The organism is Salmonella sp. 32010601201800023SM (assembly GCF_017572235.1).
GTDB lineage: Bacteria > Pseudomonadota > Gammaproteobacteria > Enterobacterales > Enterobacteriaceae > Salmonella > Salmonella enterica.
Genome location: NZ_JAGEQS010000004.1, coordinates 26,732 through 40,834, shown reverse-complemented (window position 1 = coordinate 40,834; position 14,103 = coordinate 26,732). Strand labels below are relative to the sequence as shown.

The following is a 14,103-nucleotide window of genomic DNA, read 5'->3' as shown; positions in this document are numbered from 1 at the left end:
AATCGGCCCTGGTGAGTAGGGTAATGGCGCCGGAGGGGCTCCGGCGCTTTTTACTTAGCCGAGCGCCTGGGCCAGTAGCGTAATGGGGTGTTCGCAGCGTTTGCTTGTAGACATCTCAATTTGCCACTTACAGGTTTCACAATCGGTGACGACAATGTCGGCGCAGCTCTCTTCAATCTGGCGGAACAGTGGCGCGCCGATGGACTGTGATGTCGGATAGTTTTCCTTTTTAAATCCATACGTACCGGCAATGCCGCAGCACTGTGAATCAAGTACCGTCAATTCAAGCCCCGGAATTTGCCGCAACAGTTCAAGCGTGTAAAGCGTCCAGCCCATTTTTTCCATATGACACGGCGTATGGTAGACCACTTTCAGCGGTAAAGGATTAAGCGGCAGCGTTTTCCCGGCATCCAGTTTGCGCCATAGCCAGCGGGTGGCCAGCTCGATATGTTCGCGCAGCCCGGCGTTGTCCACGTCCAGCACTTCAGGATATTCATCGCGCAACGCAAACGTACAGGTGGATGACGTGGCGATGACCGGAATACCTTTGACGGCAATCGCCTCGCGTAGCGACTCCACATTGCTGATAGCCTGTTTGCGAGCTTTATCCGTAAAACCGTTAGCGATCAGCGGTACGCCGCAACACTTCTCTTTACTCAGTAACTGTACGCCAGTACCCATTGCGTTCAGCACCTTAATCAGATCTTTTCCGAGCTGCGGATGGTTGTAATTCACAAAACAACCATGGAAAAAGGCGACCTGATCTTTGTATTTAGCCTGCTGCGCCGCCACGCTACGATACCAGCGGCGGAAGGTGCCGAAAGAGTATTTTGGTAAGGTGCGGCGATGATCGATTTTGAGCGCGTAATCAAGCAACTGGCGCACTGGCTTTAATGCGGTGGCGGTATTGACCACCGGCGCGAACGGCGTTGAAACGCTGCCCATCAGATCGGTATGGCTGAGAATAAAATTACGCAATGACGGGCGCGTCGTATCGTATTTCGCGCGGGCGCGCTGGATGATATCGCCAATCTTCACGTCCGACGGACAGGCGACCTCACACCGTTTGCAGTTAATGCAATATTTCAGCGCCTCATCATACAGTGCGCCGTCTTTCAGACGCAGGCGTTCGCCATCCGGTCCGGCCTGTTTAGGGCCAGGGTAGCCAGGATTAACGCGGCTGACCGGGCACGCGGTGGTGCACACCGTACATTTAATACAACTTTCAAAACGTGTGTCGCTCATTGCTGTTCTCCTGCACGCTCAGCGATATGGTGCGCGGCCTGGAGGGCGCTGACTGCGCAGACACCGCCGCCGCATCCCTCAGCTATAGGATCGAATCCCGCCAGCACAGAACCTATTGCATACAGATTTTCTACCGTGTTGCCCGCAAGGGAGGGGCGGAAGGCGTCATCCGTCACGACGCCAAACTGCTGCCAGGGCTGTGGGTCGAAGAAATGTTGTTGATACCATTCGGCGCGGGTGGCCGTTTGCTGTACGTCGAGCCCTAAAATAGGTTCGCGGATCCCTTCGCGCTCGGCAACCAGACCGCTACTAAAGAAGCTACCGCTGGCAAGTACGGCAAAACGCGGGCGCAGTGGGATATCGGCATGGTTGCGGGTCCATATTTCGCTCACGGTACCGCGACGGCAGGTGACTTTCTTCACTTCATCGCCCGGCATCCAGATGCCGCCCTGACGGACAAACTGGCGCTGGAGCTGATTGTGCAGACGAATACCGAGCACCGATGGCGGCAGCGTCGGCAGCAGCGTGAGCGCGCAGGGCAGACGTTCGTTAAGCCAGCGCCACAGCGTATCGTTCGCCAGCCCGAAACAGGCGGGCATGATGATCATGTCGCAGTTTGTCGCTATTGGCGACAGCGCGTCGTACAGCAGTGGCCATTTTTCTTCGTTATCAAGCAGACGCGCAATATTGACCGCGCGAAATTCCGTCGGGTTATCACGCAGTACGTCCAGTTCCGGAAGGTCGATTTCTGCGGTTTCCACGTTGAGGTCGCGTTGGCGCAGCGACGCTGCCGCAAGGTGCGCCTGGAAATCCAGTAATCCGCTAACGCCGACGACGCAAATTCGCTGTGCGGATAACGGCCAGACCGGTACTTCCGGCGAGCTAAGCCAGGTTGAACGCAATGTGCCAAGCGGCGTGACACGCTGGTGCGCCTGCTGTACGTCGCCGTATAACTGCGCGCCGCTGGCGTTAAGTAGCGTTTGCGCCTGTTGCGCCAGCGTAAGGACTTTTTGCGCGCCTAAACGCGAATAAGGATGTTCAGGCGCCTGGCGGCACAGCGCATCAAGCCCGGCGGTAATGTCGGTCACCGGTTGGCCGTCGGGCAGGGCGCTGAGTAGATCCAGCGAGCCGGAGGAAAAATGCAGCGCGCTTTGTCCGCGGGTGACGATGGCGCAGCGTAATCCATGCTGCTGGAGTTGCAGTCCGCATAGCAAACCGGCGAGACCGCCGCCCATAATAACCGTATCAAATTTCATCCTGGTGCTCCTTCTCCAGACCGCATAATCCCTGATAAACCCAGCGCGTGAATTCGCTTTCGCGCAGCGCGTCTCCCCAGGCGACAGGTTGTACGCCTTTCCAGCGCTCATTCAGAAATTCAGAGAGTTGCGTAATAGATTGCGCCGCGGTCGTCACATTAAAACGCTGCAATAGCCCGGCTGCGCGGCAGGCGCATAGCTCGCCCTGGCAAGTGCCCATCCCTACGCGGGTGCGACGGCGCAGATCCAGCAGGCTATTCACGGTTAAGTTTTCGACGGCATACTGCACTTCCCCCGCCGTGACGGCCTCGCATTCACAGACCAGGCTACGGTGTTGGCGGCCTTCACTCAGCCACCCAGGCGTGCGATCGCCATGCCGATAAACCGCCGATCCGCGTAGCGGCGCGGGAAGCGAGATAATGCGTTTCAGCGTATGTTCCGTAGACTCTTTTGAGCCAGGCAACGGCGTATCCGCCGTGATGCAGGGGCGAGTATTGCCCAACTTGCGGCACACGGCATCGGTCGCCCATTCCGCCATCAGGCGGTAAGTCATTAGCTTCCCGCCAGTAATGGTAATGAAGCCATCAAGCCCGTCGCGTTCGGCGTGGTCGAACAACACAATACCGCGGCTGACGTTACGACCGCTGGGATCGTCATCGCTGGCCACCAGCGGGCGGACGCCGGAATACGCGCGCAGAATACGCGTCTTCGCCATGACAGGGGCCAGTTTTTCCCCTTCACGCAGCAGGATATCGACTTCATCTGCGGTGACGTGGTTGCTGTCTATCTCATTGTAATCAATATGGGTAGAGGTGGTGCCGATCAGTGAAATCGTATCGCCAGGTACCAGAATGTCGGCATCCGATGGTTTCCGGCAGCGGTTAATGACATGCTGGTTGATCCGATGGTCCATGATCAACAGCGAGCCTTTCGCCGGGAACATGCGAATACTCAGGTCGGCGTATTCGGCGATCCGTTGCCCCCAGATACCTGCCGCATTGACCACCACCGGCGCGTGAAGCGTCTGAGTTTCGCCAGTGAGATGGTTGCGCACATGGACGCCGCAGACCGTTGCGCCTTCACGAATGAGCCCGGTCACTTCATGCGCCGTTAACACGATTGCGCCATGTTCTCTGGCATCCAGCATATTGGCGGCGGTAAGGCGGAAAGGGTCCACGGTGCCATCCGGCACTTTTACCGCACCGATGAGCGCAGGGTTAACGGAAGGTTCGATGATGCGAGCCTGCTGCGGATCGATGGCTTCAGCGCGAATGCCCGCCGCTTCACAGGCGCGAATAAAGGTGGCCTGAAACGCAAGATCATCTTCCGGCAACGTAATAAACAGACCATCCGTCGGTTCGACGCAATGGCGGGCGATCCGTTTTAAAATCTGGTTTTCACTAATGCACTCGCGCGCGGATTCCGCGTCGGTAACCGCATAACGAGCGCCGCTGTGCAGCAGTCCGTGGTTACGCCCGGTCGCGCCGGTCGCTATATCATGCCGTTCCACCAGAATGACACGTAAACCGCGCAGCGCGCAGTCGCGGGCGATCCCTGCGCCTGTTGCTCCACCGCCAATGATAATCACGTCACTTGCTTGCGAGTCGCGAGTTTTCATTGTTTTTCCTCACAGTTCGTTTTTTATCATTTAGCCATACAAATCATATGGAATGTTTGATTTCGCGCATAATCGCTCACTATTCGAAAATGAAACGTGATTTCGTGCGCCTTTCTGAACATTGGTCATAAAACTGTAACAATATGTGCTGTAATTCACATTAACGTGACGTATCTTTACTTAACATCGCGGCCACACTGGGAGCAGCGGGGTTGTTTGAACAAACTGCGGTGTTTACCTCTAAATAAAATACGGGCCACGGAGGCTACAATATGTTGAGTATTTTTAAACCAGCGCCGCATAAAGCGCGCTTGCCAGCGGCGGAGATTGATCCGACCTATCGCCGATTACGCTGGCAGATTTTCCTGGGGATATTCTTTGGCTATGCCGCGTATTATCTGGTGCGCAAGAACTTTGCCCTTGCGATGCCCTACCTGGTAGAACAGGGTTTTTCACGCGGCGATCTGGGCTTTGCGCTGTCCGGGATTTCCATCGCTTATGGTTTTTCGAAATTTATAATGGGTTCGGTGTCCGATCGCTCGAATCCGCGCGTTTTCCTGCCGGCAGGGTTGATTCTGGCCGCAGCAGTCATGTTGTTTATGGGCTTTGTGCCGTGGGCGACATCCAGCATCGCCGTGATGTTTGTGCTGTTGTTCCTTTGCGGCTGGTTCCAGGGGATGGGGTGGCCGCCGTGCGGACGTACGATGGTTCACTGGTGGTCGCAGAAAGAACGCGGCGGCATTGTGTCGGTCTGGAACTGTGCGCATAACGTCGGCGGCGGGATCCCGCCACTGCTGTTCCTGCTGGGGATGGCGTGGTTTAACGACTGGAAAGCGGCGCTCTATATGCCAGCCTTTGGCGCGATTGTGGTGGCGCTGTTCGCTTTCGCAATGATGCGCGATACGCCGCAATCCTGCGGTCTGCCGCCTATCGAAGAGTATAAAAACGACTATCCGGACGACTACAACGAAAAAGCGGAAGAAGAGCTGACTGCGAAGCAGATCTTCATGCAGTACGTACTGCCAAACAAACTGTTGTGGTACATCGCTATCGCCAACGTGTTTGTTTATCTGCTGCGCTACGGCATCCTCGATTGGTCGCCGACCTACCTGAAAGAAGTGAAGCATTTCGCACTGGATAAATCCTCCTGGGCCTACTTCCTGTATGAATACGCGGGTATTCCGGGCACGCTGCTGTGTGGCTGGATGTCGGATAAAGTCTTCCGCGGCAACCGTGGCGCGACCGGCGTGTTCTTTATGACCCTGGTGACTATCGCGACCATCGTTTACTGGATGAACCCGGCAGGAAACCCGAACGTTGATATGGCTTGTATGATTATCATCGGCTTCCTGATCTACGGCCCGGTAATGTTGATCGGTCTGCACGCGCTGGAACTGGCGCCGAAAAAAGCGGCAGGTACGGCGGCGGGCTTTACCGGTCTGTTTGGTTACCTGGGCGGTTCTGTCGCTGCAAGCGCCATTGTGGGTTATACCGTTGACTTCTTCGGTTGGGATGGCGGCTTTATGGTGATGATTGGCGGCAGCATTCTGGCGGTAATCCTGCTGGTGGTCGTGATGATTGGTGAAAAACGCCATCATGATGAGCTGCAGTTAAAACGCAACGGAGGCTAATAACATGAAAACCACACTGAAAAACCTTAGCGTGGCGTTAATGTTGGCAGGAATGACCATCGGAAGCGGCGCCGTGGCGGCTGAAAAAGTCGTTATCGCCCACCGTGGTGCCAGCGGTTATCTGCCGGAGCATACGCTACCGGCGAAAGCGATGGCGTATGCGCAAGGGGCAGATTATCTGGAACAGGATTTAGTGATGACAAAGGACGACCATCTGGTCGTCCTCCATGACCACTACCTTGACCGGGTGACTGACGTCGCTGACCGTTTTCCGGACCGGGCGCGTAAAGATGGGCGCTATTACGCTATCGATTTTACGCTGGATGAAATTAAATCCCTGAAGTTTACCGAAGGGTTTGATATTGAAAACGGCAAAAAAGTACAAACTTATCCGGGCCGTTTCCCGATGGGAAAATCTGATTTCCGCATTCATACCTTTGAAGAGGAAATTGAATTCGTTCAGGGATTAAATCACTCTACCGGTAAAAATATCGGTATTTATCCGGAAATTAAAGCGCCGTGGTTCCATCATCAGGAAGGGAAAGATATTGCCGCGAAAACGCTGGAAGTGCTGAAGAAGTATGGTTACACCGGCAAGCAGGACAATGTCTATTTGCAGTGTTTTGATGTCGCTGAGCTGAAACGTATTAAGAATGAACTGGAACCCAAAATGGGGATGGATCTCAATCTGGTTCAACTTATTGCGTATACCGACTGGAATGAAACACAGCAGAAACAGCCGGACGGTCGTTGGGTAAATTACAACTACGACTGGATGTTTAAGCCGGGCGCTATGAAGCAGGTGGCGGAATATGCGGACGGTATTGGTCCGGATTACCATATGCTGGTTGCGGAAGGCTCAACGAAAGGGAATATCAAGCTGACTGGAATGGTGCAAGACGCGCATCAGAATAAGATGGTAGTGCATCCTTACACTGTGCGTGCCGATCAATTGCCGGACTATGCCACAGACGTCAATCAGTTGTACGACATCCTGTATAACAAGGCGGGCGTCGACGGGCTGTTCACTGACTTCCCGGATAAGGCGGTTATGTTCCTGCAAAAAAATGACTAAAGGTTTGCCATAGTCGAAGTGACACGCCGAATGAGGGCATAAACGCCTCATCCGGCCTGGCGCAACGTTTGCCAGCGTAAGTCTGGTAAACGCAATGCCATAGGCGGGGTTGTTTTATAGCAACCCCTCATCGGTCAGTGTTTCCATACATTTTTGTAATAAAAATAACGGACTTCCTTCTACCGGCGGTTCTTTTGCTAACAGGGAAATTTGTCGATAAAAGGTGGGTTCCAGCGCCACGGAGCATAATTTTCCTGTCGTGGCTTTTAAGGTTAATTCTGGCAATAAGGCGATACCTAATCCCTGGCGAATAAAATTCAGCGCAGTATCGGGATGGTTAAATTCATATTTAAATATCGGCTCAATACCCTTTTCTTTAAACAACGCCATAATGCTTAATTCATAACGACCTTTACTGACAATAAGTGGTTCGTCCATCAGTTCTTCGACCGTTACCGTACTATTGGCCGCCAGGGGATGATTTTCAGGCACCACTACGGTGAATTTATCCCGGTAAATGGGGACGCAATACATACCGTTGACCGGAAAAGGAACGAAACCGGCATCAATACTTCCGTCCTGCAGCGAATCAATAATAGCCGTACTGTTCTCTTCATAAGGGATAATTTTTACATTTGGATGATGGCTTTCAAAATAGCGAATGACGCCGGGTAAAATGCAGGCGCAGGCGCTGGGAAAACAGCCAATCCGTAGCGTACGGGCCGGGTTCTTTTTTTCTTGTTCGGCAATCTCTTTTACCGCGTTGACGTCGCGCTGGATCGCGCGTAAGTGCCTGACGATGCGGCTACCGGCGGCGGTAAGCTCAATCTCTTTACGACGCTCACGAATCAATATGTCAACGCCGAGCTCCTCCTCAAGCGCGGAGATGGCCTGGCTGACGGCGGATTGCGTCATGTATAGCCGTTTGCTGGCTTCGGTAAATCCGCCGTACTCCAGTACGGCAAGCAGGGCGTGGATTTGGGTTAGCGTCATTAGTAAAACCTAATCAATATAATTAAAACGATTAATTTTTCTAATAGAGTGCACTTGTTTATACTGTGATTCTATCGAATACATCACATTTTGACGCACCTGATAGGTGTTCAGTTGAGCTGAGCGTTGCCTGCGTGCGCCATCTGAACGGGTCGTTAAGAATGAAAGAAAAATTATGGACGAAGGATTTTTGGGCAATCACCATAGTCAGTTTTATTATCTTTTTTGTTTTTTATGTACTGCTAACTTTATTACCCATTTATATCGCTGACCGCCTGCATGCTTCTGCAGATAAGGCCGGGCTGCTAGTGACATGTTTCCTGGCCGCGGCAATTGTTATTCGGCCGTTTGCCGGACAATGGGTGGGAAAATATTCGAATAAAAAGATTCTGGTGCTCTCTTCTCTGGCTTTTTTGGTGATTACCGCGCTGTATCCGGTTTGCCATTCTATCGAGTCGCTGCTCTTTATCCGCGTACTTCATGGGATTACGTTTGGTGTTATTACCACGGTAAAAGGAACTATTTCAGCGCGGTTAATTCCGGCCTCCCGACGTGGAGAGGGCATCAGCTTTTTCTCTTTAGCGATGGGCCTGGCGATGGTCGTAGGACCGTGGATCGGTTTGAATATGGCCCGCTGGAACGCGTTCACTGCCGCATTCTGGCTTTGTTCCGCTGTAGCGGCGTTAGGGATTGTACTTTCCCTGATTGTGACGGTCCCTCCGGTAATTCGTCATGCCGATGGTTCGAAACCGAATCTGGGTTTTGCCGCGATGTTTGACCGCGCCGCCTTGCCTTTTGCGCTGGTCACCTTTTTTATGACTTTCTCCTATGCCGGCGTGTCGGCTTTCCTGGCGCTGTATGCGCGTGAGCTGGATTTAATGGCGGCGGCCAGTAATTTCCTGCTGTGTTACGCGATTTTCCTGATGATATGCCGTACCTTCACCGGGAATATTTGTGATAAAAAAGGGCCGAAATATGTTGTTTTCCCATGCCTGTTGGCTTTTACCATCGGTCTGGTGGCGCTGGGCTACACCAATGGCAGCATCATGATGATTATTTCCGGCGGTCTCATCGGTATCGGCTACGGTTCGGTCACGCCGGTTTTCCAGACGCAAATTATCAGCTCGGTTGAACCGCATAAAATCGGCGTGGCGAATTCACTGTTCTTTAACGCGATGGACGCCGGAATGGCGATTGGCGCCTTTATCATGGGAATGATGGTTGAGTCGGTTGGCTATCGTATGATTTATGTCGCTGGCGCGGTGCTGGTGGTACTCGCTGGCGCACTGTATGCCGTGCAGATGAAAAAACGTGGCGTGATGCCTTTGGTTTCCACCAGCGAGTTGCACTGAGTTACATCTCGATTTCGATATCGCCTTTTGCCCTGCAGCAGCAGGGCAAAATCTCTCCCGGCTGGATAAACGCTAAAGGTTCCGTAATCCAGTCAACCTGACCGGCAACCAGCCGGGTACGACAGGAGCCGCAATATCCTTCGCGGCACTGATACTCCACCTCAACGTTATGCGATTCCAGCGCGGCCAGCAGAGAAGGGTGTTCATCCTGGCACAGCAGCTGTGTGCCAGTGATACGCAGCGTGACGCGTCCCATCAGAGCTGGAAATTACTCAGATCGTCGGTATCGACTTCCGAATCGATTTGTCCGACCAGATAAGAGCTAACTTCTACTTCCTGTGGAGCGACCTGAACGTTATCGGACACCAGCCAGGTATTGATCCACGGGATTGGGTTGGAGCGGGTCTGGAACGGTAGATCCAGCCCCACCGCCTGCATACGAATATTAGTAATATATTCAACGTATTGACACAGGATATCTTTATTCAGGCCGATCATCGAACCGTCGCGGAACAGATAGTCTGCCCACTCTTTTTCCTGCTGCGCCGCCTGCACGAACAGGTCATAACATTCCTGTTTACACTCTTCGGCGATTTCCGCCATCTCCGGGTCGTCCACGCCGCTACGCAACAGGTTCAGCATATGTTGCGTGCCGGTCAGATGCAGAGCTTCGTCACGGGCGATCAGACGGATAATTTTGGCGTTGCCTTCCATCAGTTCACGCTCGGCAAATGCGAAAGAGCAGGCGAAGCTGACGTAGAAGCGGATGGCTTCCAGCGCGTTCACGCTCATCAGGCACAGATACAGTTTTTTCTTCAGCTCACGCAGATTCACGACAACCGTTTTGCCATTAACGGTATGGGTGCCTTCACCGAGCAGGTGCCAGTAACTGGTCATCTCAATAAGTTCGTCGTAGTAGGCGGAGATACCTTCGGCGCGCTTCTGAATTTGCTCATTGGTCACGATATCGTCAAAAACGACAGCCGGATCGTTGACGATGTTACGAATAATGTGGGTGTAGGATCGTGAGTGAATCGTCTCAGAAAACGCCCAGGTCTCTACCCACGTCTCCAGCTCCGGGATGGAAATGAGCGGCAGCAGGGCGACGTTCGGGCTACGTCCCTGAATGGAATCCAGCAGCGTCTGGTATTTGAGGTTGCTGATGAAGATATGTTTTTCGTGCTCCGGCAACGCCTGATAATCGATACGATCGCGGGAGACGTCGACCTCTTCCGGACGCCAGAAGAAAGAGAGCTGTTTTTCGATCAGTTTTTCGAAGATGTCATATTTCTGCTGGTCATAGCGTGCAACGTTGACCGGCTGGCCAAAGAACATGGGTTCCTTGAGCTGATCGTTTTTCGTCTGTGAAAAAGTGGTGTATGCCATTGAAGTGAATCCTTTATGGGATGAGCGCCGGATGGCGGCGCAAGCGCCTTATCCGGCCTACAAACCGTACAATCGTAGGCCGGGTAAGCATAGCGCTACCCGGCACTATTCATCAGATCTTACAAGCGCCGCTTTCGCAGCCATCGTCCTGAATAGAAGGCGCCAAATCGTCCTGCGCATCTTCCGCGCCGTCGCGGGTATTTTGATAGTACAGAGTTTTCACGCCAAACTTATACGCGGTGAGCAAATCTTTCAGCAGTTGCTGCATCGGCACTTTTCCTGACGGGAAACGTGACGGATCGTAGTTGGTATTGGCGGAAATCGACTGATCGATAAACTTCTGCATGATACCCACCAGTTGCAGATAACCGTCGTTGTTCGGCATCTCCCACAACAGTTCGTAAGCGTCTTTCAGATGCTCATAATCCGGCACGACCTGACGCAAAATACCGTCTTTCGAGGCCTTGATGCTGACGTAGCCGCGCGGTGGTTCGATACCGTTGGTGGCGTTGGAGATCTGGGACGACGTTTCCGACGGCATTAGCGCCGATAGCGTGGAGTTACGCAGACCGTGGGTTTTGATCGACTCACGCAGCTGTTCCCAGTCGTAGTGCAGCGGTTCGTTGACGATCGCATCCAGATCTTTTTTGTAGGTGTCGATCGGCAAAATGCCTTTTGCATAGGTGGTTTCGTTGAACCATGGGCAGGCGCCTTGCTCTTTCGCCAGTTCGTTGGACGCTTTAAGCAGATAGTACTGAATGGCTTCGAAGGTTTTATGCGTCAGATTATTGGCGCTGCCGTCGGAATAACGTTTACCGTTTTTCGCCAGCCAGTAGGAGAAGTTAATCACGCCAATGCCCAGCGTACGACGACCCATTGCGCCGCGTTTGGCAGCCGGAATCGGGTAATCCTGATAATCGAGCAGAGCATCCAAAGCGCGTACTGCCAGAATAGCCAGTTCTTCCAGCTCGTCCAGAGTCTTAATGGCGCCCAGGTTGAAGGCAGACAGCGTACACAACGCAATTTCGCCGTTTTCATCGTTGACATCGTTCAGCGGTTTGGTCGGCAGGGCAATCTCCAGACACAGGTTAGACTGGCGTACCGGGGCGACAACCGGATCGAACGGACTGTGAGTATTGCAGTGGTCAACGTTCTGGATATAGATACGACCGGTAGAGGCGCGTTCCTGCATCATCAGCGAGAACAGTTCGACCGCTTTCACACGCTGTTTGCGGATGCTGTCGTCGTTTTCATATTTCACGTACAGGCGTTCGAATTCGTCCTGGTCGGCGAAGAACGCATCGTATAGCCCCGGCACGTCGGATGGACTGAACAGCGTAATGTCGCCGCCCTTCAGCAGGCGGGTGTACATCAGTTTGTTGATCTGTACGCCGTAGTCCATGTGACGTACGCGGTTACCTTCCACGCCACGGTTGTTTTTCAGTACCAGCAGGCTTTCCACTTCCAGGTGCCACATCGGGTAGAACAGTGTCGCCGCGCCGCCGCGCACGCCGCCCTGCGAGCAGGATTTCACCGCCGTCTGGAAGTGCTTGTAGAACGGAATACAGCCGGTGTGGAACGCTTCGCCGCCACGAATCGGGCTACCCAGCGCACGAATGCGTCCCGCGTTGATGCCGATACCGGCGCGCTGAGAAACGTATTTCACAATCGCGCTGGAGGTGGCGTTGATGGAATCCAGACTGTCGCCACACTCGATCAGTACGCAGGAGCTGAACTGACGGGTCGGGGTACGCACGCCGGACATGATGGGCGTCGGCAGCGAGATTTTGAACGTAGAGACCGCATCGTAAAAACGTTTTACATAGTCAAGACGCGTTTCACGCGGGTAGTTCGAGAACAGGCAGGCCGCTACCAGAATGTAGAGGAACTGCGCGCTTTCATAGATTTCACCGGTCACGCGGTTTTGCACCAGATATTTCCCTTCCAGCTGCTTAACGGCAGCGTAGGAGAAGGTCATATCGCGATCGTGAACGATAAACGAATCCATCTGCTTGAACTCTTCTTCCGTGTAGTCTTCCAGCAGATGATTGTCGTATTTGCCAAACTCAACCATTTTTACCACATGGTGGTAAAGTGCGGGCGGCTCAAACTGGCCGAAGGCTTTCTTACGCAGGTGGAAAATCGCCAGACGCGCAGCCAGGTATTGATAATCCGGCGCATCGCGAGAGATCAGGTCTGCGGCGGCCTTAATGATAGTTTCATGGATATCGGAGGTCTTAATCCCATCATAAAACTGAATATGCGAGCGTAGCTCGACCTGAGAAACCGATACGTTATTCAGTCCTTCTGCCGCCCAATCAAGCACGCGATGAATTTTGTCGAGATTGATGCGCTCAGTACGGCCGTCACGCTTTGTCACCAGCAGACTCTGATTCATGTGGTTTTCTACCTGTTTACCTGTCCGTGAAAGAAAAATATCCCCCCGCTTATCCACAACGCCACGTTGTGACTAACTCTGTGGATAAATACTATATATAGGGGGTAATCGATAAGTGAAACGCTATATGGTGAGTATTCTAGTAGGGATTCTTTTGAGTACAAGAGTTGATTTTGGCGTTAAATTGCGGTTGCAAAAGCGTAAGAATCGCTAAATGCGCGTCTGATAAGGCCTGGAGAGGATGTCAACAATTCATAAAAAAAAATCAAAATTTGATCGAATGCTGATTTCTTCATCGAAGAGAAAGGTTGCGCCCGATGATCTAACGCAACCCTTATAGGAAAATTCTTTGATGTCAGGCTTTTTTAGCGCGGGTATGCAACATGTAGTTAACGTCTACTCCGGGACCGAGTTTGAAAGTATTGGTTATCGGGTTGTAGTGCAGCCCGGTGATATGTTGCTCTTTCAGGACGGTTTCATCTACCCAGCTTAACAGTTCAGCAGGCTTAATGAATTTCTTCACGTCGTGCGTGCCTTTTGGCACCATGCGCAGAATATACTCAGCGCCGACGACCGCCATCAGCCAGGATTTTCCATTGCGGTTCAACGTTGAGAAGAACACCTCGCCGCCGGGTTTAACCAGTTGGGCGCAGGCGTGGACGACCGATTGCGGATCGGGAACATGCTCCAGCATTTCCATACAGGTGACGACGTCGTATTGCTGGGCGTGTTTTGCCGCATGTTCCTCAACCGTCTCCTGCACGTACTCTACCTCGATGCCGCTTTCCAGCGCATGCAGTTTGGCGACCTGCAAAGGCTCAAAGCCCATATCCAGCCCGGTGACGGTTGCGCCTTCGCGTGCCATACTTTCCGCCAGAATGCCGCCGCCGCAGCCGACGTCGAGTACCTTTTTACCAAACAGGCCGCCTGAGCGCTCAGTAATGTAGCCAAGGCGTAGAGGGTTGATGCGATGCAATGGCTTGAATTCGCCCTCCAGATCCCACCAGCGCGACGCGACGGCTTCGAATTTGGCGATTTCATTATGGTCAACGTTGTGAGCTACCGACGGTTTTTCAGTGTTCATGAGTACATGAGATTCCGCTATTGATCTATCGGGGCAGTATAGCAGGTGCAAAGTCGCTGCGTTAT

General features: G+C 52.9%; 11 protein-coding genes. 3 read left to right on the top strand and 8 right to left on the bottom strand.

The annotated features are described in order from the left end of the window. Window positions 1-54: 54 nt before the first annotated feature. The 3 genes from glpC to glpA are packed head-to-tail and all read right to left on the bottom strand — an operon-like array spanning window position 55 to window position 4,119. Window positions 55-1,245 carry an anaerobic glycerol-3-phosphate dehydrogenase subunit GlpC gene (gene glpC / locus J4617_RS13375; protein WP_017466113.1) on the bottom strand — a complete coding sequence of 397 codons (1,191 nt, stop codon included), beginning with the start codon at window positions 1,243-1,245 and terminating at the stop codon, window positions 55-57. Further along, window positions 1,242-2,501, bottom strand: coding sequence for a glycerol-3-phosphate dehydrogenase subunit GlpB (glpB, locus tag J4617_RS13370; RefSeq protein WP_000667146.1), 1,260 nt, complete (start codon window positions 2,499-2,501; stop codon window positions 1,242-1,244). The genes glpC and glpB overlap by 4 nt, the downstream gene beginning before the upstream one ends. Continuing rightward, window positions 2,491-4,119 (bottom strand): anaerobic glycerol-3-phosphate dehydrogenase subunit A, encoded by a 1,629-nt coding sequence (gene glpA / locus J4617_RS13365; RefSeq protein ID WP_017466114.1) that lies wholly within the window; start codon window positions 4,117-4,119, stop codon window positions 2,491-2,493. Before glpA ends, glpB begins: the two co-directional genes overlap by 11 nt. Window positions 4,120-4,391: 272 nt before the next feature. Here glpA and glpT point away from each other — a divergent pair, with 272 nt between their 5' ends. Continuing rightward, window positions 4,392-5,750, top strand: coding sequence for a glycerol-3-phosphate transporter (glpT, locus tag J4617_RS13360; RefSeq protein ID WP_000948739.1), 1,359 nt, complete (start codon window positions 4,392-4,394; stop codon window positions 5,748-5,750). A gap of 4 nt (window positions 5,751-5,754) precedes the next feature. Further along, a complete protein-coding gene (gene glpQ, locus J4617_RS13355) occupies window positions 5,755-6,825 on the top strand; it encodes a glycerophosphodiester phosphodiesterase (protein ID WP_000858952.1) in 1,071 nt (356 codons plus the stop codon). Between the two features lie 114 nt (window positions 6,826-6,939). Here glpQ and J4617_RS13350 read toward each other — a convergent pair whose 3' ends face one another. Next, window positions 6,940-7,818 (bottom strand): LysR substrate-binding domain-containing protein, encoded by an 879-nt coding sequence (locus tag J4617_RS13350; RefSeq protein WP_000176719.1) that lies wholly within the window; start codon window positions 7,816-7,818, stop codon window positions 6,940-6,942. 161 nt (window positions 7,819-7,979) lie between these two features. Between J4617_RS13350 and J4617_RS13345 the strand changes: the two genes are divergently transcribed. Further along, on the top strand, window positions 7,980-9,170 hold the full coding sequence (locus J4617_RS13345) for an MFS transporter (protein WP_000660247.1): 1,191 nt from the start codon (window positions 7,980-7,982) through the stop codon (window positions 9,168-9,170). A gap of 1 nt (window position 9,171) precedes the next feature. Here J4617_RS13345 and yfaE read toward each other — a convergent pair whose 3' ends face one another. The 4 genes from yfaE to ubiG all read right to left on the bottom strand — a co-directional run bounded on the left by yfaE (window position 9,172) and on the right by ubiG (window position 14,038). Continuing rightward, complete coding sequence (yfaE, locus tag J4617_RS13340) at window positions 9,172-9,426, bottom strand: ferredoxin-like diferric-tyrosyl radical cofactor maintenance protein YfaE (protein ID WP_000533921.1); 255 nt, start codon at window positions 9,424-9,426, stop codon at window positions 9,172-9,174. After that, window positions 9,426-10,556, bottom strand: a complete 1,131-nt coding sequence (gene nrdB / locus J4617_RS13335; RefSeq protein ID WP_000332026.1) for a class Ia ribonucleoside-diphosphate reductase subunit beta — start codon at window positions 10,554-10,556, stop codon at window positions 9,426-9,428. Before nrdB ends, yfaE begins: the two co-directional genes overlap by 1 nt. Before the next feature lie 112 nt (window positions 10,557-10,668). Further along, window positions 10,669-12,954 (bottom strand): class 1a ribonucleoside-diphosphate reductase subunit alpha, encoded by a 2,286-nt coding sequence (nrdA, locus tag J4617_RS13330; RefSeq protein ID WP_017466115.1) that lies wholly within the window; start codon window positions 12,952-12,954, stop codon window positions 10,669-10,671. 355 nt (window positions 12,955-13,309) lie between these two features. Then, complete coding sequence (ubiG, locus tag J4617_RS13325; protein ID WP_001091009.1) at window positions 13,310-14,038, bottom strand: bifunctional 2-polyprenyl-6-hydroxyphenol methylase/3-demethylubiquinol 3-O-methyltransferase UbiG; 729 nt, start codon at window positions 14,036-14,038, stop codon at window positions 13,310-13,312. Window positions 14,039-14,103 lie beyond the last annotated feature (65 nt).

Excerpts from the sequence above, each read along its gene's own strand:
- glpB (WP_000667146.1), bottom strand. The coding sequence starts at position 2,501 with ATGAAATTTGATACGGTTATTATGGGCGGCGGTCTCGCCGGTTTGCTA.
- J4617_RS13345 (WP_000660247.1), top strand. The coding sequence starts at position 7,980 with ATGAAAGAAAAATTATGGACGAAGGATTTTTGGGCAATCACCATAGTC.
- glpA (WP_017466114.1), bottom strand. The coding sequence starts at position 4,119 with ATGAAAACTCGCGACTCGCAAGCAAGTGACGTGATTATCATTGGCGGT.
- yfaE (WP_000533921.1), bottom strand. The coding sequence starts at position 9,426 with ATGGGACGCGTCACGCTGCGTATCACTGGCACACAGCTGCTGTGCCAG.
- glpT (WP_000948739.1), top strand. The coding sequence starts at position 4,392 with ATGTTGAGTATTTTTAAACCAGCGCCGCATAAAGCGCGCTTGCCAGCG.
- ubiG (WP_001091009.1), bottom strand. The coding sequence starts at position 14,038 with ATGAACACTGAAAAACCGTCGGTAGCTCACAACGTTGACCATAATGAA.
- glpC (WP_017466113.1), bottom strand. The coding sequence starts at position 1,245 with ATGAGCGACACACGTTTTGAAAGTTGTATTAAATGTACGGTGTGCACC.
- nrdA (WP_017466115.1), bottom strand. The coding sequence starts at position 12,954 with ATGAATCAGAGTCTGCTGGTGACAAAGCGTGACGGCCGTACTGAGCGC.
- glpQ (WP_000858952.1), top strand. The coding sequence starts at position 5,755 with ATGAAAACCACACTGAAAAACCTTAGCGTGGCGTTAATGTTGGCAGGA.
- J4617_RS13350 (WP_000176719.1), bottom strand. The coding sequence starts at position 7,818 with ATGACGCTAACCCAAATCCACGCCCTGCTTGCCGTACTGGAGTACGGC.
- nrdB (WP_000332026.1), bottom strand. The coding sequence starts at position 10,556 with ATGGCATACACCACTTTTTCACAGACGAAAAACGATCAGCTCAAGGAA.